Source organism: Sphingobium sp. EM0848, assembly GCF_013375555.1.
Classification (GTDB): Bacteria; Pseudomonadota; Alphaproteobacteria; order Sphingomonadales; family Sphingomonadaceae; genus Sphingobium.
This window is the reverse complement of sequence record NZ_JABXWB010000001.1, coordinates 3,176,525-3,201,898: the sequence shown is the minus strand read 5'-3', so window position 1 is coordinate 3,201,898 and position 25,374 is coordinate 3,176,525. Positions and strand designations below refer to the sequence as shown.

Genomic DNA, 25,374 nt, shown 5'->3' with positions numbered 1-25,374 from the left:
CGCGGCATAATGAAGAATCCCAAGGCCCGCAACAAAGGCGGACGCGGCGTCCTTTAGTGCGCAACGAAAGATCGGGCAACCGCCAGTTTTCCCTGCCCGGCCTCCGTTCGGCGTAACGGCGGGCGATCCTGTCAGCGAACCAGCGACGCCGCCACCATGCCGCGCGCCGCGTTACCGATGAAAAAGCCGTTTTCAAGGTCGCGCGGGCGCAGATCCGCTTCGATGGCCTCCCCCATGTCGATGAGGCTGCGGCGCAGCACGCCGGGAAGCAGTCCGCGCGACAGCGGCGGAGTCAGCAGCTTGTCGCCACGTTCGACGAAGATGGAGGAGAAGCTGCCTTCGGTCAGGAAGCCCTGCTCATCCGTCATCACCACTTCATAGGTGCCACCGCGTTTCAGCGCATCGCGGTAGAGCGCGCGGTCGGTGGTCTTGTGCGCAAGGCGCGGGTCGTTTGCCGGTGTTTTGCGGGGCACGCAGGCCACATGCATGATCGCCTGCGGCCAGGTGCGGTGCTCGCGCACTTCGATGGCGATGGAGCCCCTGCGCGAAACGAGCAGGCGCAGACGGCTGCGTTCGCGCAAGCGGAAGGTGGCGGCTTGCAGTTCGTTGCGCACATCATGGCGGTCGAAGGCGAAATCGAGCGCGGTGGCGCTATCCCTCAACCGTTCCATATGCAATTCCAGCAATCGGATGCCGTCGACCGGATCGAAGGCCATCGTTTCCAGCAGGTCGAACCGTCCGTCAGCCAATGCCATTGAAACCCGTCACGCTCCCTGCGTTCATTCAACTGGTGTGAGGAAGCGCCCCTTGGCCAGACATTCCGCCCATTCGGAAGCGACTTCCGAATCCGCGACGATGCCCGATCCCAGACCGAGACGCCCTTCCGAACTGCCTTCTTCGACGCAAATCGTGCGGATGGCAACATTGAAGGCAGCGTCGCCCTCCGGATCGATCCAGCCCATGGAGCCGGTATAAATGCCGCGCGGATGGGGTTCGACCGCGTCGATGATCTCCATCGCCCGGACCTTGGGCGCGCCGGTGATCGATCCGCAGGGGAAGAGGACGCGCAGCACATCGACCGGCGACAGGCCGGGCAGCAGTCGGGCGCGGACGGTCGACACCATCTGGTGGACGGTGGGATAGGTTTCGACCTTGAACAGGTCGGGCACCGTCACCGTTCCGGCGCGGGAGACGCGGGAAAGATCGTTGCGCAGCAGATCGACGATCATGAGATTTTCGGCGCGCTGCTTGGGATCGCTTTCCAGCCAGTCGCGTAGGGCGGCATCGCCCGCCGGGTCGGCATCGCGCGGAGCGGTGCCCTTCATCGGGCGGGCGGTGAGTTGGCCGCGCACATGGGTGAAGAAGAGTTCGGGCGAGAAGGACAGGATGCTGTGGTCGCCGGTGCGGATCACGCCGCCATAGCCCGCATTCTGGCGGGGACGGATCGCGGCATAGAGCGCCATCGGGTCGCCGCTGAACCGGGCCGCGCACGGGAAGGTCAGGTTGACCTGATAGATGTCGCCTGCGCGGATATAATCCTGCACCTGGGCGAAGGCGGCGCGATAGGCGGCTTCGTCGATCAAGGGGGTGACCGAGTTCACGCGGGCCGATGCCGGATCGGGCAAAAGGTCCGGCAGAGCATCGGGTTCGATCAGGCGCACCCCTTCGAACAGGCCGAACCAGAGCAGCGGCGTGCCCGGCGCGTCGGCGCGATGACGCGCGGCGACTGGACGAAGCCGGTCTTCCAGCGCAAGCCCGGCCTCATAGCTGATGAAGCCGGCGGCATGAAGGCCAGCTTCCGCCGCTTCGGCCAGACGGTCAAGCGCGGGCTGCACCTCCTCCTGCGCATGCGCGGCGATGATCGATACCGGGTCGCGATAGAGGCGCGCGGGCGCGGGAGCGCGCGTTCGGGCATCGTCGAACAAGGCGAAGGCTTCGGTCGGTCCCGGCAGGCGCATGGCCGCCCTCTTACCAGTCTTTTGCCGGGGCGGAAGGTCTGATCCTGTCTGTTGCGCGTTCCGCACGCAGGCCATAGAGAGGGGCGGCATGAACACCTCCCCCTCCCCCGACGATGTGGCGCGCCCCTTCGGCCCGGCGCTCTCGCTGGCGCTGCGCGGTCGCTGCCCCGCCTGCGGCGAGGGAAAGATGTTTGCGCGCTTCCTCAAGCCCAGCCCCGCCTGCGGGCATTGCGGGCAGGCCTGGGACCAGTCCCGCGCGGACGATTTCCCGGCCTATATCGTCATCCTGCTGCTGGGCCACATATTGGTGCCGCTGATGATCGAGGTGAATGCCTCGCTCGAGATTCCGCTGGGAGTGCAGGCGGTGTTGTGGCCGGGGCTGGCGATCCTGCTGGCGGTGGCGATGATCCAGCCCGTCAAGGGCGCGGTCATCGCCTTTCAGTGGAGCCGCCGCATGGATGGCTTTGCCTGAATCTCAGGCAGGCTGGATGATGAAATTCCGTTCCATCGCCTCGCGCAGCGTTTCGTCGATGCTGCGGCGGCCTTCGGAACCATGGGTGACGACAGTGGTGTCGCAGGTGGCGACGCAGACGCCCTTTTGAAAGCCCGCCGAGCTGATCGTCCAGCTGGTGCGGCCGATATGGCCGATCGCGCAATGCACTTCGAACGGATAGGGGAAGTGCGCCTCTTCCACGAAATTGAGGTTCACATTGGCGACCATCCAGCGCACGCCCTGCTCCTGCGGATGGCGGCCCAGATGATGGTGAAAGCGGATGCGGGCGGTTTCGAAAATCCCGGAAATCGCCACATTGTTGATGTGGCCCATGGTATCGATATCCTGGAAGCGGGTGTCGATGCTGGTAACGAAACGATAGGCTTCCGGGCTCAGACGCCAGGATTCGGGTTTGGCCATGTCCTGCTTTCCATATGTCCTGTTTGTCCCATGCTCATAAACGCTGTCGGCGGGGATGCAAATCTTTGGGCAGGATATTGACGACGCTGCGACCTTTTTGACACAGGCGCGAACAGGCCATGCGGCCTTACGCAACGGATCGTTTCCGGGGGCGGCCATGGACTTCATGGCGGTCACGGCATAGCTTTCGCGCCACAGTTTCCGCGCACAAGGGCCGCCATGCAACGCTATAGTCGGATTGCCATTTTCCTGCATTGGGCGATTGCCGCCATGCTCGCCTTCCAGATCGCCGTGGGATGGGCGCTGGAGGATCTGGGCGCGCGAGGCTTTGCGCTGTTTCAGCTACACAAGTCGATCGGGATTCTGATCCTGCTGCTGACCCTGGCGCGGATCGCCATCCGTTACTGGAAGCCGCGCCCGGCTCCGACCGAGCACGGCTGGCAGGGCGCACTGGCAAAGGCGGTGCATGCGGGCCTTTATGTCTTCATGCTGGGCGCGCCGCTGACCGGATGGGCATTGGTGTCGACCGCGAAGGTCAAGGTGCCGACGCTGATCTTCGGGGTCGTTCCCCTGCCCCACCTGCCCCTGCCGATGAGCGTCAATGATCCGGCATTCGCCGCGCATTCGGTGCTGGCATGGGTCGGCATTGCATTGTTCGCGCTTCATGTCGCGGGGGCGTTGCGGCATCACTTCCTGATGCGCGACGGGCTGATGTGGCGGATGATGCCGGTGCGATCGCCGGCATTGCTGGCGGCTTTGCCGGGATTGATAGCGGTTGGGTTCGTGCTGGGGCGCATCATCCTGCCGACGCCCGCACCCAAGGCGATCGCCGCTCTGGTCCCGCCTGTTGCGGTCGAGGAGGAAGCGGCCGCCAATGTGGCGGAGGCGGTCGACAATGTCGCCAATGCGGCGCTTCCCGCCAGTGCTGATAATGCGGCGGCAGTGGAGGAACCTGTAGGCCCGCCGCCCAACTGGGCCGTGCAACCGGGCGGCAGCATCGGCTTTTCGGTCGGCAACAGCGGCGAGACGATCAGCGGCAACTTTGCCAAATGGACCGCGAAGATCGTGATGAACCCCGACCATCCCGACAGCGCCGACATCCGCGTGGAGATCGACCTTGCCAGCGCCAGCGTCGGCGACAGCTACAAGGACGGGATGCTGGCCGGGGATGAATTTTTCGGCGTCGCGGCTCATCCCAAGGCGGTCTTCACCGCCAAGGGCGCGGAAAAGACCGGCGCGAACGGCTATCGCGCTTCGGGCACGCTCAGCCTCAAGGGCGTGAGCAAGCCGCAGAGCATCCGCTTCACCCTGTCCGGCAAGGGCAAGGCACGGAAGGTTGCCGGTTCCGCCACCATCACCCGCGCGTCCTTTGGCGTCGGCAATGGCGACAGCAGCACCGGGCTGGACCCCAAGGTGACCGTGCACTTCGGTTTCAGTGCCAAAGCGGAATAAGCGACGGATAGATTTGCAGTAAGAGTTCTGCCAAACCGGGTTGATGGACCGCATATCATCGCCAGCAACGCGGATAGAAGACGGGGTTTTCCTGGGCTTCGTCCTGATCGTTTCCATCGCCTTCGCCATGGTGATCGAACCGTTCTTCGCCGCGATCCTGTGGGGCGTGATCGCCGCCATATTGTTCGCGCCGGTCAACCAGGCGCTGTTGCAGGCGATGCCCCGGCGACGCAACAGCGCTGCGGGACTGACCCTGCTGCTGATCGTCGGGCTGGTGATCGTGCCGGCCATCATCCTGTCCATCGCGTTGGTGCAGGAAGCGACGCTCTTCTACGGGCGGGTGGAGTCCGGCCAGATCAATATTCCAAAGATGTTCGAGCAGTTTCAGGCAAGCCTCCCCAGTTGGGCATCGGCATTTCTGGCGCGTCTGGGCATCACCAATTTCGATGCCGTGCGGGAAATGCTGGGTTCCGGCATCGCGTCCAGCTTCCGCACGCTCGCCACGCAGGCGCTTGCCATCGGCCAAAGCGCGTTCAGCTTCCTGGTGGCGCTTTCGGTCATGCTGTACCTGACCTTTTTCCTGTTGCGGGACGGGGCGCTGCTGGCCGCACGGTTCGACGCGGCGGCGCCAATGCGCACTACCTATCGCCGCGCGCTGATGCAGCAATTCGTCGTCGTCACCCGCGCGACCATCAAGGGCAGCATCATCGTCGCCATCGTGCAGGGGTTGATCGGCGGCGTGGTGTTCTGGGCACTAGGGTTGCCGGGGGCGCTGCTGTGGGGCGTGCTGATGGGCGCCTTCTCGCTGATCCCGGCGGTGGGGACCGGGCTGGTCTGGGTGCCGGTGGCGATCTATCTGTTCGTCACGGGCGCTGTGGTGAAGGGGCTGATCCTTGCCTTTTGCGGGATGTTCGTGATCGGCATGGTGGATAATATCCTGCGCCCGGTTCTGGTCGGGCGGGATACGCGGATTCCCGATTATGTGGTGCTGATCACGACGCTGGGCGGGATCGACCTGTTCGGGTTCAACGGCATCGTCATCGGGCCGGTGATCGCGGCGCTGTTCATCGCGACGTGGAACATCGTCACGCGGATGCGGAGCGGGGTCGATGGACTGGAAGGGCCGCTGACGGAGGAGCCGGGGCAGGCCTGACGCGGCTTACAGCTCCTCCAGCACCGCGCTGGCTTCCATCCAGGCTTCTTCCGCCGTTTCCAGCTTCTTCTCAACATCGGCGCGCTTGACCATGAGCTGCGTCATGGTCATTTTCGCCTCCGCGCCGGAGGCGGATTTGGGATCGAACAGCGCCTGGTCGATACGGCTGCGCTCGGCAGCGAGCGTCGCCATTTCCTTTTCGGCCTTGCTGACGGCATTCTTCGCCGCCTTCTGCTTTTCGCGCCATTCGGCGGCGTTGCGCTTTTCCGCCTTGCGATCGACCTTTGGCGCGTCGCCGCCGCTGCCATTTCCGTCGGCTTTGCGCAGGATGATGTCGGTATAATCCTCCAGACTGCCGTCAAAGGGCTGGGCCGTGCCGCCGTCGACCAGCACCAGCCGGTCGGCCACCAACTCGATCATATGGCGGTCGTGGGAGACGATGACCACCGCGCCCGAATATTCGTTCAGCGCCTGCACCAGCGCCTCGCGGCTGTCGACGTCGAGGTGGTTGGTCGGTTCGTCAAGGATGAGGAGATGCGGTGCGTCGCGGGTGATCAGCGCCAGCGCCAGCCGCGCCCTTTCCCCGCCCGACATGGAGCCGACCTTCTGCGTCGCGCGCTCGCCCGAGAAGCCGAAGCGGCCAAGCTGCGCGCGCACGGCGGCGGGGGTCGCGCCCTTCATCACGCGGCTCATATGTTCGAGCGGCGTGTCGGCAACGTCCAGTTCCTCCACCTGATATTGGGTGAAATAGCCGACATTCATTTTGGCCGAGGCGTTCATCGCGCCTTCCATCGGCTTCAGCTGCGCGGCGATCAGGCGGGCGAGCGTGGTCTTACCATTGCCGTTGCGGCCCAGCAGCGCCAGCCGGTCGTCAGGATCGATGCGCAGGTTGACGCGCTTCAGGACGGGCGTGTCGTTATAGCCGACCGCCGCCATGTCCATGGTGATCAGCGGCGGGCGCAGTTCGGGCGGGCTGGGGAAGCCGAAATGCAGCGTCGGGTCCTCAATGGCCGCCGCGATGGGCTGCATCTTCGCCAACGCCTTGGCGCGGGACTGGGCCTGTTTCGCGGTCGAGGCACGGGCCGAATTGCGGGCGACATAGTCCTGAAGCTTTTCGCGTTCCGCCTGTTGCTTGGCGCGGGCGGCTTCCTGCTGGGCGAGGCGTTCGGCGCGCTGGCGTTCGAAGGCGTCGTAACCACCGGGATAGAGGGTGATCTTCCCCCCTTCCAGATGGAGGATATAGTCGACCACATTGTTGAGCAGGTCGCGTTCGTGGCTGATGACGACCACCGTGCCGCGATAGCTTTTGAGGAAATTCTCCAGCCACAGCGTCGCTTCAAGGTCGAGGTGGTTCGACGGTTCGTCGAGCAACAGCAGTTCGGGGTTGGAGAAGAGCAGCGCGGCGAGCGCCACGCGCATCTTCCAGCCGCCCGAATAGCTGTCCAGCGGACGCCCCTGCATCTCTTCATCGAAGCCGAGGCCGACAAGAATGCGCGCGGCTCTGGCAGGCGCGGTATAGGCGTCGATGGCGTTCAGGCGTTCATAGATATGGCCGAGGCGGTCGGGGTCTTCGGTATGTTCCGCCTCCGCCGTCAGCGCGGCGCGTTCCTTGTCCGCAGCCAGCACCGTGTCGAACGGGGTCGCGGTGCCGGAGGGCGCCTCCTGCGCGATATAGCCAAGACGGGTGTCGCGCGGCATTTCGCAGCCGCCCTCATCCGGGTCGAGTTGACCGATCATCACCTTCATCAGCGTCGACTTGCCCGCGCCGTTGCGGCCGATCAGGCCCACGCGGCTGCGCGGCGGCAGCGAAGCGCTGGCGCGGTCGAGGATGGTGCGGCCGCCGAGGCGCACGGTGATACCGTTCAAGTTAAGCATGGAGGGGCCTTTAAGCAGGATGGCGGGAGATGCCAAGCTTTGGCCTTTTTAGTTGTTCCCGCGGAGGCGGGAACCCATCTCCTGCCGTCGCGCCGGAGGATAGGGTGGGAGGTGTATCCCCGCCTGCGCGGGGATGATGATTTATTTAGCGGGCATAGTGCCTTGCTCCGCCGCATAAAGGGTGAACTGGCTGTGGAGGCCGCCATTGGACGACTGCCCCAGCCACAGGTCGAACAGGCCCGGTTCCGCGATGATCCTGCTCCCCGCCCCGACAAATTGCAGATCGGTGCGGGAGAGGGAGAAGCGGACCGTCCTGCTTTCGCCGGGTCCAAGGGTGACGCGCTCGATTCGTTTCAGTTCCCGGATCGGGCGGGTACGGCTCGCCACGCGGTCGCGCATGTAGAGTTGCACCACTTCGCTGCCCCTGCGCGAGCCCTTGTTGGTGAGACGGGCAGTGATTTCAATGGCGCGGTCCCAGCGGAGCGCCGTGTCGGACAGCTTCAGATTCTCCAGCACGAAATCGCTGTAGCTCAGGCCATGGCCGAAGGGGAAACGGGCGCTGTTGTCGGTGGTGGCATAGCGCGACCGATATTCGGTGCGATTGTCGATCACCGGGCGGCCGGTCGATTTGCGGTCGTAGAAGAACGGCTCCTGCCCCGATTCCCAGGGGAAGCTGACCGGAAGCTTGGCGGAGGGGTTTTCCTTGCCGAACAGGATGTCGGCAATGGCATGGCCGGATTCGGAGCCGAGGAACCATGTGGCGAGAATCGCCTGCGCGTTCGCGACGCCATCGTGGAGCGCCAGCGCGCGACCGTGGCGGAGCAGGACGATCATGGGCTTGCCCGTGGCCGCGACGGCGTCGGCCAGCGCCTGCTGCGCCGGGGGGATTTCAATGGCGGTACGGGACTGGGCCTCGCCAGACATGTCCTGCGATTCGCCGATGGCGAGGATGACCAGATCGGCGGCTCTGGCGGCTTCCACGGCCTTGGCGATGCCGCCTTCGATCGGGCCGAGAATGTCACAGCCCTGTGCGATGGAGAGTTTCGCCGGATCGGGCATGGCAGCGCGCAGGCCGGAGGCGATGTCGACGCCCTTGCCCTTGTCACCGTAAAAGGCCCAGGGGCCGTAGACATTCGCCCTGTCCTCCCCAAAGGGGCCGATAAGGGCGATGCTCTGGCCCCTGGCGGGATCGAGGGGGAGGATGCCGTTGTTCTGGAGCAGCACGATAGAGCGCGCACCGGCTTCGCGGGCCAGCGCGCGATGGGTTGGAGTGAAGATGCGGGTCTTTTCCGCTTCCTCATTGAGCGACCGCCAGGGGTTTTCGAACAGGCCGATGGCAGTCTTGACGTAAAGGATGCGGCGGACGGCGACGTCGACCGTCTCCATCGGCACCGCGCCGCTTTTCACCAGATCGGGGATGTGGCGGATGTAGAGGCCGCTCTGCATCGACATGTCCACGCCGGCGAGGATGGCGAGGCGGGTGGCGTCGCGCTCATCCTCGGCATAGCCATGGGCGATCAGTTCCTCATCGGCGGTGTAGTCGGAAAAGACGAAGCCGCGAAACTTCATCTCGCCGCGCAGCGTGTCGGTGAGCAGGTCGCGATCGGCGGTGGCGGGCACGCCGTTGATCTCGCTGAAGGCGGCCATGGTGGTCAGCGCCCCCGCCGCGAAGGCCGAACCGAAGGGCGGCAGATGGGTTTCACGCAGGGTTTCGTCGCTAATGTCGACGCTGCCATATTCGAGGCCGCCAGCGACGGCGCCATAGGCCGCAAAATGCTTGGGACAGGCGAGTAAGGAGTCGTCGCGGCGCAGGTCGCGCCCTTGGAAGCCGCGCACGCGGGCGGCAGCGAAGAGACTGCCGAGGATGACGTCCTCCCCTGCCCCCTCGACCACACGGCCCCAGCGCTGGTCGCGGGCGACGTCGACCATGGGGGCGAAGGTCAGATGGAGGCCAGCCGCCGTGGCTTCCACCGCCATGGCGCGGGCGGTGCGTTCGGCCAGCGCGGGATCGAAGCTGGCCGATTCGCCCAGCGTCACCGGGAAGATGGTCTTGAGGCCATGGATGACATCGCCCGCAAACAGCAGGGGGATGCCGAGGCGGCTTTGCTTGAGCGCGATCTCTTGTGCGCGGCGGGCACCCGCCACGCCGATGCCGTTGAACAGACATCCGACCCGGCCTTTGCGAATCTCGTCAGCCAGATCCTTTTCATTCTGGATGCCGACCTGCGGATTGGGTGGATTATAGGGACGGAAGCTGTCGGCCAGGCAGGTCATCTGGCCCGCCTTTTCCTCGATCGTCATGCGTGCGATCAGTTCGTCCACGCGCTCCACCTCGTTCGCGGCCAGGGCACGGCGGGGAAATGGAAGGGTCAGGAAGCCCCCAAGGGCGGCAGTCAGGACAGCGCGACGGTCGATGATCATCTGAAGAGCGTAACAGAAACCGGATGAATAGGAGTTAGCCGGTTATCGCGCGAAGGAAAGGCTCTGCCGCACCGCAAACGACAGGCCGAACCTTATCTGGGGGTGAATAGCCGGATTGTCAGCGGGCAGGAGGATAGCGGCATGGAACGCACTTTGACCGCTCCCTTTGAGGAGATCAGGATTTTACTTTATCAGCAACAAGTCAATGGCGCGTAATTTTACCTAAATCCGGCACAAATCATTACAACTAAAGATATACACCTTAGGATATTTTCTGACAAACCGGCGTCTTAAGGAAATTTCCAACCGAGAATGGAAAAATCCATTTCCTCTCTATTTATTACGGCGAAATACAGCTGGAGAAATATCCTGAATTCCTGACATGAATTTGTGGCATTTCGGAATTTTCTAATGTAGGTAAAGAAAACGGTCGTGACCATAAGGCCGAAAGCAAAGGGGGGGGCGTATGATTGATGCAACGCTGCAGCGCGCCGTTCGCGGCTTTTTCCTCAGTGTGGCGCTCTCGACCATCCTCTGGATCGCCATCGCCATCCCGATCGTTCAACTCGCCCATTAAAGTCACGGCGCGCACCTATAGTTCAGGTCGTACCGAAAGCTGGCTGCGGTTTGGCAACCGCGCCTTTGCGGCGCGTTCGCACCAGATCCAGCACCGGCTGTTCGACAAAATGCCAGGACAGCGCTGCCAGCGGCAGGGTGCAGACAAAGCTGGCCAGCGCCAGCAACAGGTAATTGTCGGTCCGCAACAATCCCGCCAGCAAAACCATGACGGGGAAGGCATAGATATACATGCCATAGCTATAGTCGGGCCAACGCCCCGAAACGGCGCCATGGCGCGCTGACAGAAAGCCGCAACACAGCACCGCATAGCCCACGAACAGCGTCTGGACATGGAAATTGACGTTCCAGCGATAAGCCGCGACATTGGCAAGGCCGAGCAAGGCCAACACCAGCCATGACAGTTTGATGCGGTCGCGCAGGATTTCAGCCACGACACCGGCGGCAAACAGCGTCCACAGACGATCCGCGTTTTCCACCCAATAGGTGCCGCCTTTGCCGCCCAGCGAATGGACAAGCCCGGCAATGGCCGGAACATGAACAATCAGCGCGACGATCAGCGTCACGGGCGCCACGATGGTGAGCACTAGCCGGGGCCTGGACAGCCCGGTCAGGCCCAGCACCGCCAGCGCAAGATAGCAGAGAAATTCCCAGCGCAGCGTCCACAGAGATCCATTGACGACGCAGGGCGCGTCGCCGCACGGGATGCCGGTCAGGCTGTAATGACCACCCTGAAGCGTCAGATTATAGGCGGCGAAGCGCGCCGTCTCTCCGCCGAAATAGGTCGGGAGCGGCGCGGTGGTGAATAACGCTCCGACGGCCACCGTCAAAAGGACAGACACGCACAGCGCCGGCATCATCCGGGCAAGACGCGACACCATGAAGCGGCGCACATGGGCCCGCCGCCGCAGGCTGCCGTAAACGAGAAAGCCGCTCAGGAAGAAGAAGCCGTCCACAGCATAGACGGACAAGGGCGCGCCGAGCCAATCGCTGAGCGGGTCCTTCCCCATGACGTGATGCACCTGCCAATAGCAATGGGTCAGGATGACGGCGGAGGCCAGAACAAGACGAACCAGCGTCAGATTGTTCCGCTCCGGTTTCAATAGTTCGTCGTCGATCGTCATGAATTCCGCCGCCCTTTAATTCGCACCCAACGGGTTTTTCACTGCCACGAAAAGGAATGATTAGAAACACTTTAACTTTCCGCCTATTAGAACGGCACTCTCAACAGAATCAGCAGCAGGTAAACCGGTTTGCAGGACGACACGCATCACGCGCTGCGCGAGTTGACGGCGGGTAGCAGAAGCACGCTGGCGGGACTGTTGTTCCTTACCGGCGTGCAGGCGCTTTTCCCGATCATCCTTGCCATTTACTGCATTCTGGTTTTCGACGTGGCGATGGTGGCGCGCAGCGGCGAAAGCCTGTTGGGCATCGTTCTGCTGATGCTGGTCGCGCTGGCCTTCACGACCGGCCTTGCGCTGCTGCGGTCGCGAATCATGCTTCAGTTCGCCAATGCCGTCGACATCCGGCTAGGCGCGGCCACGGCGGCGATGCGCGGCCGGCTCGCCTTTTCCGACGGCAGCCGTGCCCAGGACATGCAGATCGGCCATGCGCAGGACAGCGTGCGCGCCGCGATCAGCGGTCCGGGCGCGCTGGCAGCATTGGACCTGGCCGCCTTTCCCCTATTCCTGATCATATTGTTCCTCTTCAGCGGCTGGCTGGCTCTGGCGCTGGCGATTGCCGGGCTGATCGGCGGCGCGTTCCTGCTGTCCGGCTGGCGGCGCGCGCGATCGCTTGTGTCCGCCATGCTCCCGGCACTGACGGAGCGCCATCTTCTGACCGAGAATTATCGCCGCCATCATGGCCTGGTCCGCGCGCTGGGCATGCGCCCGACCATGGTGATGGAACGGCGCAAGGCCGAACGCCGTGTGGCCATTCCCGCCTGGACTCTGGACCGGCTGGCCACGACCCAGGGTGTCGTCAGCACCATGCTGATCAATAGTCTGTTCGCGGCACTGATCGCGATCGGCGCCGTGCTGGCGGTGTTCGACCGGGCCAGTCTGGGCATCGTCATCGCTGCGGCGCTGCTGGGGTGGAAGGCCATGGCACCCTTTGCATCGGTCGCCAACAGCCTGCCGGGACTGGCACTGGGCTGGCAGTCATTGCGCAATCTGGGCCAGTTGCTGGCTGCGGCGCCCGCCCAGCCGGACAGGCTGCCACTCCCCGCGCCGACATCCAGCCTGCGGGCCGAACAGATCGCCGTGGCGGCCCCCGGCACCCGGACGGTTCTGCTGCGCGACGTGAGTTTCACCCTCACGCAGGGAACGGTGTTGGGAATTATCGGCATGGCCGGTTCCGGCAAATCCTCCCTGCTCAAGGTGCTGGCGGGGATATGGCCAACGCTGGCCGGCACGGTGCGGCTGGACGATGCGGCGATCGACCAGTGGCAGGACGACATGTTGGCGCGCCATGTCGGCTATATGCCGCAGACCATCGACCTGTTCGACGGCACGATTGCCGACAATATCGCGCACTTCACCGCCAATGCCCAGCCCGACGACATCATAGAGGCAGCAACGGCGGCGGGCATCCATGACATGATCGTGCGAATGCCCGAAGGTTATCTGACGCAGGTGGGCGAGGAAGGGTGCAGGCTGTCCGTCGCCGAGCGGCAGCGGATCGCGCTGGCAAGGGCCTTGTACGGCAAACCCTTCCTGCTGCTGCTGGACGAACCGGCGACCCATCTCGACGGGCGGGGGCAACAGGCGCTGAGCGAAGCCGTGACCAAGGCGCGGGCGCGGGGCGCCATCTGCATCATCGTCGGCAACGCATCGGCCACCGTCGATGCGGCGGATTATATATTGGTGCTGCGTGACGGCGCGGTACAGGATTTCGGGCCGAAACAGGATGTGCGGCAACGCCTGCTGGACGCGCGCAAGCCCGGCAGAACGGAAAAGACCGGGACGCCCACGGCGGACGGGCAGGAGCAGTGAGATGAATTACCAGTTGCCCAGCACCTTCGTCGCGGATGACGAGACGGAATTGTTCGCCCATCCCGAGCTTGCCCTGCGCCGCAGCGTCCGCATCAGCCTGATCGCGGTCGCCGCGCTGTTCCTGTGCCTGTTCCTGCTGGCGGCGGTCATCCAGACGCGCGGTGCGGTGATCGGTCAGGGCGAGGTGACGGTCGAGAGTCGCGTCAAGCAGATCGCCCATCCCAATGGCGGCGTCATCGCGGAAATGTTCGTCAAGGAAGGCGACCGGGTGCAGAAGGGGCAGAAGCTGATGCGGCTGGACAGCACCGTGTCAGCCACCAGCGCGGCCCGAATGGGCGACAGTGTCGACCAGTTGCTCGCCTCGCGCGTGCGCCTGATGGCCGAGCGCGACGGCCTCACCACGCTGGGCTTCCCGGCCGAAATGACGCGCAACCCCACGCCCGCCGCCCGGCTGGCGATGGCGCAGGAAGCGCAATTGTTCGAAGCCCGCCGGCGCGCCCGTGCCGGGGAACAGGCGCAATATGCCGAACGCATCAGGCAGGCGGGAGAAGAAATCCGCGCCTTGCAGGCGCAGGCTGCCGCAGCCACCAAGCAGTCGCGGCTCATCGCCCCGGAGCGGGAGGGCGTGAAGTCGCTCTACGAACGCAAGCTGGTCACCATTTCGCGCCTCAACCAGCTGGAGCGCACCGCGGCGGATCTGGAAGGCACGGAAGCCTCACTGGGCGCGCAGATCGCACAGAGCCGGGCGCGAATCGCGGAATTGCGACAACAGTCCATTCAAGCGGATCAGACGGCACGGGCCGAGGCGGGCAATCTGCTGGCCGATGTGCAATCGCGGCTCAACGACCAGGAAATCCGGTCCGTGACCGCCGGCGACAGCTATGACCGCAGCCTGCTGCGCGCGCCCTATGCCGGGATCGTCGACAAGCTGAGCTATTCGACCGTGGGCGGCGTGGTGCCGCCGATGCAGACGATCATGCAGATCGTTCCCGATTCCGACCGGCTGACCATCGAAATCCACATCAGCCCCTATGACATCGACCAGTTGCATCTGGGGCAGAAGGCCGTGGCCCGCTTCACCGCCTTCAACCTCCAGTCCACGCCCGAACTCACCGGAACGGTGGCGCGGATCGCCCCCGAACGGACAGTCGACGACCGGACCGGCAACAGCTTCTACAAGGCGGAAGTGGAGATTGACGAACAGCAGCTCCGTCGGCTGGGGGCTTTGCAACTCAAACCCGGAATGCCGGTCGAATGCTTCGTCCAGACGGAGAAACGGTCGCTGCTTTCCTATATAACCAAGCCGCTTCGTGACCAGTTCAACCGGGCGTTCCGGGAAAATTGATGCTTATGTTGTATTACGGACGATATAACTCCTTGCCTGACTAGACGATTTTCAGCAACATGCTGCGATTGCGAAGGTAGAATATTAACGGGGACCGTCGCTTTTGGGGGCAAGTCATGTCTGTTCTGGAACATATTAAGGAAATCGTCGGCAAGCAGATCGGTCGCGATCCTGCGTCTCTCGATGAAACGACCGATCTGGCCGAGGCGGGCTATGAATCGCTGGACGTGATCGAAACGGTGTTCGCCATCGAGGAAGAATTCGGCATCGACGTGCCCTTCAACGCCAATGTCGGGGATTCGATTCAGTTGCGGACGGTGGGCGATATCGTCACCGTCGTCGAAGACGCGCTGGCGAAACGCCAGGGCGCATGAAACGGGTCGCCGTTACCGGACTCGGCGCGATCACCCCCGTGGGCAAGACCGTGCCGGAAAGCTGGCGCGCCGTCGCCGCGGGGGAGAGCGGCATCGGGCCGATCGAGATCGAGCGAGGCCATCTCGTCACCTGCCCCATCGCGGCGCAGGTGAAGGATTATGATCCCGCCGACCATTTTCCCGCCCGGCAATTGGCGATGCTCGACCGTGTTTCGCAATTCGCGGTCATCACCGCGCGCGAGGCGCTGGCGCACAGCGGCATCGACCGGGACGATCCCGCCCTGCGCCAGGCGCCGACGATCATCGGCGTCGGAGTCGGCGGCATGCAGACGCTGGATGACAATTTCGCCCGGCTCTATGGAGAGGGCAAGCCCAGGGTGCATCCCTTTTCCGTGCCCAAATTAATGACGAACGCCCCCGCCAGCCAAATCACCATGGATCTGGGCCTGCGCGGCATGGCACTGGCGGTCGCCAGCGCCTGCGCGTCGGGTGCCCATGCGCTGGGTCTGGCGTTCAGAATGGTGCGGTCGGGCGAAGCGAAGATCGCCGTCGCGGGCGGGGCGGAGGCCTGCATCACCGCGGGCACGATGATCGGGTGGGAAGCGCTGCGCGTGCTGTCCGACGACACGTGCCGCCCCTTTTCCCGTAACCGTTCGGGTCTGGTGATCGGCGAAGGCGCGGCGACGCTGATCCTCGAAGAATGGGACCATGCCCAGGCGCGGGGCGCGACCATATTGGCCGAACTGACGGGTTTCGGCGCAAATGCCGATGCCGCCGACCTGACCTCTCCCAATGCGGAGAGCACAATGGAGGCCATGCGGGCCGCACTGGCGGACGCGCGCCTCACCCCCGCCGACATCGGCTATATCAATGCCCACGGCACCGGGACCGCGATGAACGACGAGGTGGAAAGCGCCGTCATAAGGGCCGTGTTCGATGGCGCTCCGCTGCCGCTCGTGTCGTCGGTGAAGGCGGTGCTGGGGCACAGTCTGGGCGCCGCTGGCGCGCTGGAAGCAGTGATGACGGTCAAGGCGCTACAGGAACAATTGGTGCCCCCGACCGCGAATTGCACGGAACCGGACCCCGCGCTGGGGCTGGATTTCGTGGCCGATGGTGCGCGCCGGACGACCGTTCGCCATGCCCTGTCCAACAGCTTCGCCTTTGGCGGGTTGAACGCGGTGCTGGCATTTTCGGCGGCCGGATCGCGGGGCTGATCGCCGATCATGACACTCGACGCCCGAGCCGATGCCGCACGCGGCTATATCTTGCTGGGCGTTTTTCACCTGCATATCCTGTTCGCGCTGCTGAAAGTGGCGCCCGATCCTTCAGCCTTTTCCGCATCGCTGCTTCAGATCAAGATGCTGGCGGGGCATGTTTCGGCCTTTTTCTTCCTGGGTGGCATGGGGGCCAGGGGCCTGAAGCGGCGAACGGTCGAGTCCGTCGCGATGCAGTCGATCATGCTGCTTCTGCTGGCGGTGCTGTCGCATGTCGGCGGCTTCGTCTTGAATGCGCTGATCTATGGGCCGCCCGCGACGCTGCACGACCTGCTGCGCACGCTGGTCCGGCCAATCCTGCACGGCACCGGCTATTCGACATTCGTCGCCTGGTTCTTCGTCGTACTCGCGGTCATACGCCCCCTCGTCTATCTGTTCGAACGGAGCAGGATCGGCTTTGCGGCGGCAGCGGCGGTGATCGCCATCGTGATCGCCTATGGGGAAAGCCGCCACTGGCCCTATAATCTCTACGAATGGCGCAACTGGCCGTTTGCCGCCCTGTTCTTCCTGATGGGCATGCGCATATCGCGGTCATGGCACGTGCCCGCAATAATGGGTGCGGGCGGACTGTTGCTGTCGCTGGCAGCGGCGTGGTTCAATGGACCGGACATCTGGCGCAGCGGACTGTGCTGGACGTGCAATCTGGACTTCCTGCCCTTTCCCATGGTGGGCACAGCGGGGTTCATCCCGCTGGTCCTGTTGCAGGAGGCTGGGTTCTTGCTGTTCCTTCTCTGGGTGGCCCAGCTCGAACGGCCGGCCTGGCCCCGGCGCATTGCTGGCTGGTTCGGCCGCTATTCGCTGCATTTCCTGCTGCTGCACGGATGGGTCATCACCGCCTGTTATCCTCTGTTGATCGACGCGCTGGCGAATCAGGAGAAGAAGCTGCTGCTTATGCTGGTCCTGCTGCTCAATGCGCCGGTCCATGCGCTGCTATTCCTTTTGCTGCGCCCGCTGCTCAACCGGGCCATCGCCCTGTGCTTCAACCTCAGCAGGGGGCTGGTGGCACTGCCCCCGACACTGCGCCCTTCAGTCCGGATGCGCATCCCGGCCCCCTGAGGGCGCCCTGCGCGGCGGCGCGGAACGCATCGCCAAGCGGGGTCAGCCGGCCATCGCGGGTCAGCAGCGCCGATCCCAGGTCCAGATTGTCCAGCCCGGCATAGGCGCCGAACCAGGCATGGCGTTCCACAAAGTCGAGATCGTCCATCATCTGCACCGCGCCTTCGAAAAAGGCCTGCTGCTGGGCAGCGGAAAAGCGATCCGGCCTGTTCCAGTCCGCCAGCGCCCATTCCGTGACCCAGACGGGGCGGCCATATTGGGCATGGACCTGCTCCAGAAAGCGTTTGAACAGGCCGATGTCCGGGTCCTGCGTATAATAATGGACTGCGATGAAATCGACGCGATAATCCCGCCGCTCCGCCTCCGCCATGAAACGCCCCAGCCATGATTGCTCGCCCAGCGTCTGTTCGCGCGATGTGGCGGGGGACGACAGGCGGGTGGCGGCCGCCATCAGGCGCGGCCATTGCGCCAGGGCCTCCTCCACCGTCATGGCGGCCTGTTTCGGTTCGTCCGGCTCGTTGAACGCCAGCATGACGGCATAGGTTTGTCCGGCCCGGTCCTGCATGCCCCAATGCATCGGCACGAAACGCGGATCCGATTTGGGTTCCCGCTTTGTCCAGCTATAGAACCAGTGAGCGCCGAGCCTGTCGATATCGCGGATCATCCGTGCATCACCGTGGAGCGGCCAGGTGCCGACACCGATCTTTTCGGGCTGCTCGATCCTGTCGGGCCGCGCCCCTTCCCGCGCAACGGCAGATAAAGGAGCGGAACACAGGCCCCAAAGCATGACAACCGAAAAAAACCGGCGCACAGCCCCAATTCGATACTGTCTATACTCAATATTCATGATCATTGTCATAGTCATGCCTATGGCAATAGTTGCGACTGGCGTGCTTTTGCTGCATTGAACAAAAAATCCCGTCGAACGGGACAGGGGCAATAACGGTCAGGCTATCGTGTCATATCTTCCTGCACAATCCTTGCCGGGCCTGTCCGGCGTGCAAGGTGTCAAGCATATCGATCTCGACAGGGCGGACGCCGCCCCGTTTGCCGCGGCAAGCGAAGCCATGACCGTTTTCTGGCGTTCCGGCTATGCGGTGGGCCATGTTCTGCGGCTGGACGACGGCCGGGAAAAACGCGTGGAGACCGGCACCCCGCCCGCACGCCCCGCTTCCCTGCCGCCGCTGAGCGTCAGCGTGGTGATCTGCACCCGCGACCGGCCGGAAGAGCTGAAGCGCTGCCTCGCTTCGCTTCCGCAACAAAGCGTCACGCCCAGCGAAATCGTGGTCGTCGACAATGCCTCGCGCGACGGGCGCACCCGCGAAGTCGCGCTGGAGGCAGGCGTCGTCTATGTGCGGGAGGACCGGCCGGGGCTGGATTTCGCCCGCAACACCGGCGCCATGCGCGCCACCGCCGATATCATCGCCTATACGGACGACGATGTGCTGTTGCACCCGCAATGGCTGGAGCATCTGCTGGCCGCCTTCGACGAGCCGTCCATCGGCGCGGTGACCGGGCTGGTGCTGCCGGGCGAGCTGGAAACGGCGGCGCAACGCCATTTCGAAAGCTTCTGGAGTTTCGGCCAGGGCTATGACCGGATCGATTTTCGCGCCGCCGATTTTGCGGCGACCTCCGCCCAGGCCGTCTTTCCCGCGTGGAAGGTCGGCGCGGGGGCCAGCATGGCCTTCCGCCGCGATGTTTTCGACAGGGTCGGCCTGTTCGACGAGCGGCTGGATGTCGGACAGGCGGGCTGTTCGGGCGATTCGGAATATTGGTACCGCCTGCTCGCGGCGGGGATCGATTGCCGTTACGAACCCACAGCCATCGCCTTCCACTTCCATCGCCGGGCGATGGAAGGGCTGTCTCACCAGATCTATTCCTACATGCGGGGTCATGCGGCGGCGCTGATGGTGCAGAACGAACGCACCGGGCTGCGCTGCAACCTTCGGCAAGCATTGTGGTGGATGCCGCGCTGGTATGCGGGGCGGATATGGCGGCGGCTGTGGCAGGGCCGAACCATCGAGGATCGCTTTCTGAAGCAGGAAGTCACCGGCTATTTCGCAGGCCTCCTATTCTACTGGCGGCAGAAGCGCCCCCATGGCTGAGGCGCCATGCGTTTCGGTCATCATGCCGGCCTATAATGCGGAAGCGACGATCGAGGCGGCACTGGACAGCCTTGCCGCCCAGAGCTTCACCGATTGGGAAGCGTTGATCGTCGATGACGGATCGACCGACGCGACAGCCGCCATCGTGGCCCGACGCGCTGCGCAGGACAGCCGTTTCCGGTTGGTGCAGGGCACGCGCGAAGGCGCGGCGGCGGCGCGGAATCGCGGGATCGCGCTGGCCGCTGGCCAGTGGATGAGTTTTCTGGATTCGGACGACTGGATCGATCCCGGCTTCATGGCGACGATGCTGGCCGCGCTGGATGCAGCGCCGGACTATCGCGTCGCCTATTGCGGCTATCAGCGGGTCATGCCCGATGGGACGATGACGGCCAGCACGGTCGATCCACGGGTGCAGGATGCGCCCTTCCACATATTTGCCCGGACCTGCGCGGTCACGATCAATTGCCTGATGATCGACCGGCAGATGGTCGTGGACGCAGGCGGTTTCGACACGAGCCTGCCGACGTGCGAGGATTGGGATCTGTGGCAACGCCTCTCCCGCGCGGGCACGCAATGGCTGATGGTGGACAAGCCCTTTGCCTATTACCGCGCCTCCACCGGATCGCTGACCCGCGCCAGCCGCCAGATGCTGGAGGATGGACGGAAGGTGGTGTTCCGCGCCTTCGGACCCGATCCGCGCGTGCGCCATCCCCTGCCCCACCATGCCGCCGGGCTGGACGACGCCAACGGCCTTTCGCCGGAAGAGGCCTATGCTTGGTTCGCCCTGTGGAACATGGTGGTCGCGCTGATCGGTGGGGACGATCTGGTCCTCGACCGGGAGGTTCTGGCCGCTCTCGGCTGCGGCCCCGACCGGGCGGAGGCGCTTGCCGACACGATCATCGAGGCACTGTCGGTCAGCCTGCGAACCGTGCCGTCGCGGCTTGCCGCGCTTTGGCCCGATTATGGGGAAGCGTTGGACCGGCTGTTCCTTGAAATGGGACAGGCCTGGGCCGATCCCGTCGCGGAACGCCGGATGCGCTATGCGCTGGACCGCAAGCTGCTTTGTCATGACGATCTGTCGGCGCCGCGTCCGCTGGGCCTGACATTGGGGCTGCGCATGGCGGCCGATGCGCCGACGGTCACGGAAACGGTCGGCCCGCAGGATCGGCTCTACGCCTATGTCATGGAGGGCGAAGAGGTCGCCGCCATTGCCGAACCGGCCATGCTGGGGCGGTTCGACCTGTTGGAATGGGTGGACCAGAGCCGCTTCCCCGATCCGACGCGCAAGGCCATCGGCGGCTTCATCGGCGCTCTTGCCGCACCGGCAGCCATTCGGCGCGCGGAAGGCCAGCACGGCGTGGACCGCTCGCAATTGGGATGGATGACGCGGATCGCGCGCAGGCTCAGCGCGGGCGATGACCGCCGGAGGGCATTGGCGGAAGGCGTGCATCTGGTGGATCACCTTCCCAACATGTATCCGCCCGGCGGCCATAATCACGCACTGGCTCTGCTGGCGGTGGAGGCCCGCGCCGAGGCCCTGATGGCGCCAAAGCCCGCACCGGCAGCGGCACCCCGACTGGAGCCGCCGGCCGAAGCGGCGCGCGACGGCGACCGGAAGGCTTTCTGGGACAGTTATTTCGCGACGGAAGACCCGTGGAATTATGGCTCGCCCTATGAGCAGGAGAAATATCGCCTGCAATTGTCCCTGTTGCCGGACCGTCCCGTGGCCAAGGCGCTGGAACTGGCCTGTGCGGAGGGGCGCTTCACCACCATGCTGGCGGCGAAGGTCGGCCATCTGACCGCCACCGATATCGCCGAGCCGGCCGTGATGCGCGCTCATGCACGGTGCAAGGGCAGGGACAATATCGATTTCGCCGTGCTCGACCTGTCCCGTGACCCGTTACCGCAAAACATGGACCTGATCGTCTGTTCCGAAGTCCTCTACTATCTGGATGATGTCGCTGAATTGCAGGCAGTGGTCGCGCGGCTGACGACGGCCTTGGCGCCGGGCGGCGTCATGATCACCGCCCATGCCCATATGATCGGCGACGACCGCAGCCGGACCGGCTTCGACTGGGCCAATCCCTTCGGCGTCAAGGTGATCGCGCAGGCTCTGGAGGATGTGCCCGGCCTGATCCTCGAACGGTCGATCCAGACCGAACTGTATCGCGTCGACCGCTTCCGCCGTGTTGCGGAGGAGGAAATATCCGCTTCGCCGGTGATCGAACGGTATCGGATAGAGGCGCCGCTGGACCCGGCGGTTGCGCGACGGGTCATATGGAACGGCGCGCCCACGCTGCGGGCCGAAGCCGTGGGGGAACGCCGGCCCGCCCTGCCGGTGCTGATGTACCATGCGGTCAGCGACGAAGGGCCGGATGCGCTACGGCGCTATCGCGTGACATGCAGGGATTTCCGCGACCAGATGCGCTGGTTGCGGTCGCATGGCTATCATGCGGTGACCGCCGATCATGTCCAATGGCACCTCGCCCATGACGAGCCCTTTGCCGGGCGGCCGGTCTGGATCACCTTCGATGACGGATTTCAGGATTTTGCCGATAACGCCTGGCCTGTCCTCCGGAGCCTCGACCTGACGGCGGAAGTGTTTCTGGTGACCGATCATGTCGGTGGCACGTCCCAATGGGACGCGCGGCACGGAACGCCCGCGCCGCTGATGGATGCCGCGACCATAGCGCGGCTGGCGCAGGAGGGGGTGTTCTTCGGCTCCCATCTCGCATCGCATCGGGCAGCAGACGGCCTGTCGAGCCGGGAACTGGCAGGCGAATTGCTGCGCTCGCGGGCAATGATCGAACGATGGATCGGCTGGGCGCCCCGCGCCGTCGCATCCCCCTTCGGCGCGACGGACGGCCGCTTCGGCAGGCTGGCCGAACAGTGCGGCTATGGTCTGGCGCTGGGCGGTGGCGTGGGCGCGGTGACGTTGGGCGACTGTCTCTTCGACCTCAGCCGGATGGAGATATGCGGCGACCGCACGGTCGCGGATTTCGCTGCAATGATGGAGGCTGTGCGATGACCGACGAGCGACTGGTGAGCATCGTCATCCCCGCCTACAACGCCCGGGCGACCATTGACGAAACACTGCGCAGTGTCCGCAGCCAGACCCATAGCGCGCTGGAGATCATCGTGGTGGACGACGGGTCGCGCGACGAGACGGCCGCCATCGTGCGGTCCCACGCCGCCGCCGACCCGCGCGTGCGGTTGATTGAAACGCAAAATGGCGGGGTCGCCGCCGCACGCAATCGTGGCTGGCAGGATGCCCGGTCGGACCTGATCGCCTTTGTCGACGCGGACGACCTGTGGGCGCCCGGCAAGATCGAGCGGCAATTGGAGGCGCTCGACGCGGCGGGTGCCGATTGCGGCCTGGTTTATTGTTGGTCAGCGAAGATCGACGTGCACAGCCATGTCACCGACAATCGCGACCGGCCGATGCGGGACGGCTGGGTTCTCGACCATCTGTTCCGGGGCAATTTCATCGGCAATGGCAGCGCGGCGCTGGTCCGGCGGCAAGCGCTGATCGATGCCCGGGGTTTCGAGAGCGGATTATGGCGCGCCGGAGCACAGGGGTGCGAGGACATATTGTTCTACGCCCGCGTCGCGGAACGGCATCGCTTCGCCGTGGTGCCGGATTATCTGGTCGGCTACCGCTATCTGCCCGACAATATGTCCAGCAACATGTGCCGCATGTTGCGGTCTTGGATGATGGTCGTCGATGAAATGGCGACACGCCACGGCGACAAACAGGCAATTCTCAAGGAAGGGCTGGCCAATTATGCGATCTGGCTGGCGCGCCGGGCCGTCTTCCTGCGCGATGCGCGGCAATTGACGGCGCTGGTCGCGATGCTGGCTCGGCCCCAGCCGCGCCTTGCCGCGCACATCCTGTTCCGTTCCGCGCCCAGTGCCGGCATGCAACTTGCGCGGGGGGCAGCAAGACGCCTGCGGCGGCGCCTGCGCGCCCTCCGCCACGGCCGTCGGCCGCAGCCGCCAGCCCAGCCCTATGTCTTCGCGATTGGCGATTGCGCGCCATGACGGACGAAGCGATCCCAGAAACGACGCAGGACGAGCGCGAACCGGGTGCGGCGCGCGCATCCCTGAACGACCTCCACCGGCTGCTGACGATGGTGGGCAAGCCGCGCTGGACCACGCCGACGCTCATCATATTGGGCCTGATTTCCTCGCTGGCCGAAACGGTGGGGATCACCCTGATCCTGCTGTTCCTCTACACCGCCAGCGGACAGGTCGCCGCGGCGGAAGGCGACGGGCTGGTCGGCCAGATCCTGCGCGACGCCGTCAACTGGTTCGGCAGTTCGACCGAGCTGGCACTGCTGATCCTGGTGATGATCGTCGCGCGCGGCATATTGGCGCTGGTCTATACGCGCATCAGTTCCGCCATCGGCGAACAAATCAGCGAGGCGGTGCGCAACCGCATTCACGAGCAATATCTGACCGTGTCCTACGCCTTTGTGCAGCAGCATGAACAGGCCGAACTGATGGAGGTGCTGGGCACCGAAAGCTGGACCATCGCCAGCGCCTATGCCGCCTTCACCCGGCTCATCATCAACAGTTGCTCGATATTGGTCTTCGTCCTTTTCCTGCTGGGCATGTCGGCGCCGATCACGCTGACGGCGATTGTCGGCACGCTCATCATCTCGACGGCGATGCGCTTCCTCTCCAGCCCGGCGCGGGCCCATGGCGGAGAGGCGAAGGCCGCGCACCGGAGCCTGGGCGAAAATATGCTCGTCACCTTGCAGGGAATGCGGACGATCCGCGCCTATGGGCAGGAACAGTTCCATCATGAACGGTTCATCCAGTCCTCGGCCGCCGCGCGGGAAAGCTCGCTGGCGATGCTGCGCCTGTCCGCCTGGATTCCGCCGCTGACGGAAATCGGCTACCTCGCCATATTGTGCACGATCATCGCGGCGGCGGGTTGGTGGCAGACCAGCTTCGCGGTGACATTGGGCGCGGTCGTGCTGCTCTACCGGCTGATGCCGCATGTCCGCGAACTGGAAACCAACATGCTGTACATCGCGCAGGTGCAGCCACAACTGCGCTCGGTACGGGCGATGATCCAGGATGAAGACAAGGAGTATCCGGTCGACGGTACGCTGCCCGTGAAAGATATTGCCGACAGCATCAGCTTTCACGATGTCGACTTCGCTTATGGCGAGGATCAGCACAAGGTACTGGACGCCGTGTCCTTTGCCATACCAGCGGGCAAGACCACCGCTCTGGTCGGCGCGAGCGGGGCGGGCAAGACCACCATCGTCAATCTGCTGCTGCGCCTCTATGCGCCTGTCGCCGGCGAGATCCGGGTCGATGGCGTCAGGCTGAACGAGTGCCGCCGCACGGAATGGCTGGGGATGTTGAGCGTTGCCGGACAGGATGTCGATTTGATCGAGGGCACGGTGGTCGACAATATCCGCATGGCGCGGGAGGACGCGTCGGAGGAGGATGTGATCGCCGCCGCCCGCAGCGCCGGGGTCGCCGAATTTGTCGAGAACCTGCCCTATGGCTTCGAGGAATGGGTGGGGCAGGAGGGGCTGCGTTTTTCCGGCGGGCAGCGCCAACGCATCGGCCTTGCCCGCGCCATATTGCGCCAGCCACGCTTCATGATCCTGGACGAGGCGATGAGCGCGCTGGACCGCGATCTGGAAAACAGGATTCGCCACGCCATCGACAGCCACATGGCAGGGCGGACGATGGTGATCATCACCCATCGGCTGGAAACCGTCAGGACGGTGGATCACATCGTCTGGATCGAGGACGGCAAGGTGCGGGCATCCGGCCCGCCTGCTCAACTGATGGCGCAATCGTCCCGTTTCGCCGCCATGCTGGGCGATCCTGATTCACTGGAAGTAATCGACTGA

Annotated in this window: 19 protein-coding genes; 12 read left to right on the top strand and 7 right to left on the bottom strand. The window is 64.3% G+C overall.

Going from position 1 to position 25,374, the window contains the following annotated elements:
- Positions 1-131: 131 nt before the first annotated feature.
- The gene (locus HUK73_RS15595) at positions 132-755 is read right to left on the bottom strand and encodes an aminotransferase class IV (protein WP_176592720.1); all 624 of its coding nucleotides are present in this window, start codon (positions 753-755) and stop codon (positions 132-134) included.
- Positions 756-779: 24 nt separating this feature from the next.
- Positions 780-1,958: an aminodeoxychorismate synthase component I gene (locus HUK73_RS15590; protein ID WP_176592719.1), complete on the bottom strand. Its 1,179-nt coding sequence runs from the start codon at positions 1,956-1,958 to the stop codon at positions 780-782.
- 88 nt (positions 1,959-2,046) lie between these two features.
- On the opposite strand from HUK73_RS15590, the gene HUK73_RS15585 reads away from it, so the two are divergent.
- Positions 2,047-2,430, top strand: coding sequence for a DUF983 domain-containing protein (locus HUK73_RS15585; RefSeq protein WP_176592718.1), 384 nt, complete (start codon positions 2,047-2,049; stop codon positions 2,428-2,430).
- Positions 2,431-2,433: 3 nt separating this feature from the next.
- Here the strand turns inward: HUK73_RS15585 and HUK73_RS15580 are convergent, their stop codons facing one another.
- Positions 2,434-2,871: a thioesterase family protein gene (locus tag HUK73_RS15580; RefSeq protein WP_176592717.1), complete on the bottom strand. Its 438-nt coding sequence runs from the start codon at positions 2,869-2,871 to the stop codon at positions 2,434-2,436.
- Between the two features lie 219 nt (positions 2,872-3,090).
- Between HUK73_RS15580 and HUK73_RS15575 the strand changes: the two genes are divergently transcribed.
- Together HUK73_RS15575 and HUK73_RS15570 are read left to right on the top strand one after the other, a co-directional pair.
- Entirely contained in the window at positions 3,091-4,323 is a 1,233-nt protein-coding gene (locus tag HUK73_RS15575) for a YceI family protein (protein ID WP_176592716.1), read from the top strand.
- Between the two features lie 43 nt (positions 4,324-4,366).
- Positions 4,367-5,476, top strand: coding sequence for an AI-2E family transporter (locus tag HUK73_RS15570; RefSeq protein WP_176592715.1), 1,110 nt, complete (start codon positions 4,367-4,369; stop codon positions 5,474-5,476).
- A gap of 6 nt (positions 5,477-5,482) precedes the next feature.
- Here the strand turns inward: HUK73_RS15570 and HUK73_RS15565 are convergent, their stop codons facing one another.
- The 3 genes from HUK73_RS15565 to HUK73_RS15555 all read right to left on the bottom strand — a co-directional run bounded on the left by HUK73_RS15565 (position 5,483) and on the right by HUK73_RS15555 (position 11,472).
- Positions 5,483-7,351, bottom strand: a complete 1,869-nt coding sequence (locus HUK73_RS15565; protein WP_176592714.1) for an ABC-F family ATP-binding cassette domain-containing protein — start codon at positions 7,349-7,351, stop codon at positions 5,483-5,485.
- Between the two features lie 141 nt (positions 7,352-7,492).
- Complete coding sequence (locus HUK73_RS15560; protein WP_176592713.1) at positions 7,493-9,772, bottom strand: glycoside hydrolase family 3 N-terminal domain-containing protein; 2,280 nt, start codon at positions 9,770-9,772, stop codon at positions 7,493-7,495.
- Between the two features lie 599 nt (positions 9,773-10,371).
- The gene (locus HUK73_RS15555) at positions 10,372-11,472 is read right to left on the bottom strand and encodes an acyltransferase (protein WP_176592712.1); all 1,101 of its coding nucleotides are present in this window, start codon (positions 11,470-11,472) and stop codon (positions 10,372-10,374) included.
- Positions 11,473-11,601: 129 nt separating this feature from the next.
- On the opposite strand from HUK73_RS15555, the gene HUK73_RS15550 reads away from it, so the two are divergent.
- The 5 genes from HUK73_RS15550 (at position 11,602) to HUK73_RS15530 (ending at position 17,390) form a co-directional block, all read left to right on the top strand.
- Positions 11,602-13,341: a type I secretion system permease/ATPase gene (locus HUK73_RS15550; protein ID WP_176592711.1), complete on the top strand. Its 1,740-nt coding sequence runs from the start codon at positions 11,602-11,604 to the stop codon at positions 13,339-13,341.
- 1 nt (position 13,342) lies between these two features.
- Positions 13,343-14,686, top strand: coding sequence for an HlyD family type I secretion periplasmic adaptor subunit (locus HUK73_RS15545; protein ID WP_176592710.1), 1,344 nt, complete (start codon positions 13,343-13,345; stop codon positions 14,684-14,686).
- 116 nt (positions 14,687-14,802) lie between these two features.
- Positions 14,803-15,060 (top strand): acyl carrier protein, encoded by a 258-nt coding sequence (locus tag HUK73_RS15540; protein ID WP_218036467.1) that lies wholly within the window; start codon positions 14,803-14,805, stop codon positions 15,058-15,060.
- Positions 15,057-16,274 carry a beta-ketoacyl synthase gene (locus tag HUK73_RS15535; protein WP_176592709.1) on the top strand — a complete coding sequence of 406 codons (1,218 nt, stop codon included), beginning with the start codon at positions 15,057-15,059 and terminating at the stop codon, positions 16,272-16,274. The genes HUK73_RS15540 and HUK73_RS15535 overlap by 4 nt, the downstream gene beginning before the upstream one ends.
- Before the next feature lie 9 nt (positions 16,275-16,283).
- Positions 16,284-17,390 carry a hypothetical protein gene (locus HUK73_RS15530; RefSeq protein ID WP_176592708.1) on the top strand — a complete coding sequence of 369 codons (1,107 nt, stop codon included), beginning with the start codon at positions 16,284-16,286 and terminating at the stop codon, positions 17,388-17,390.
- On the opposite strand, the gene HUK73_RS15525 is transcribed toward HUK73_RS15530, so the two are convergent.
- A complete protein-coding gene (locus HUK73_RS15525) occupies positions 17,320-18,201 on the bottom strand; it encodes a glycosyl hydrolase (RefSeq protein ID WP_176592707.1) in 882 nt (293 codons plus the stop codon). The genes HUK73_RS15530 and HUK73_RS15525 overlap by 71 nt on opposite strands.
- Before the next feature lie 145 nt (positions 18,202-18,346).
- Between HUK73_RS15525 and HUK73_RS15520 the strand changes: the two genes are divergently transcribed.
- Genes HUK73_RS15520 through HUK73_RS15505 form a run of 4 tightly spaced genes read left to right on the top strand, consistent with a single transcriptional unit; the run spans position 18,347 to position 25,374 of the window.
- Positions 18,347-19,495, top strand: a complete 1,149-nt coding sequence (locus HUK73_RS15520) for a glycosyltransferase family 2 protein (RefSeq protein WP_369805504.1) — start codon at positions 18,347-18,349, stop codon at positions 19,493-19,495.
- Positions 19,488-22,523: a trifunctional glycosyltransferase/class I SAM-dependent methyltransferase/polysaccharide deacetylase gene (locus tag HUK73_RS15515; protein ID WP_176592706.1), complete on the top strand. Its 3,036-nt coding sequence runs from the start codon at positions 19,488-19,490 to the stop codon at positions 22,521-22,523. Before HUK73_RS15520 ends, HUK73_RS15515 begins: the two co-directional genes overlap by 8 nt.
- Positions 22,520-23,536 (top strand): glycosyltransferase family 2 protein, encoded by a 1,017-nt coding sequence (locus tag HUK73_RS15510; RefSeq protein WP_176592705.1) that lies wholly within the window; start codon positions 22,520-22,522, stop codon positions 23,534-23,536. Before HUK73_RS15515 ends, HUK73_RS15510 begins: the two co-directional genes overlap by 4 nt.
- Positions 23,533-25,374: an ABC transporter ATP-binding protein gene (locus tag HUK73_RS15505; RefSeq protein WP_176592704.1), complete on the top strand. Its 1,842-nt coding sequence runs from the start codon at positions 23,533-23,535 to the stop codon at positions 25,372-25,374. The genes HUK73_RS15510 and HUK73_RS15505 overlap by 4 nt, the downstream gene beginning before the upstream one ends.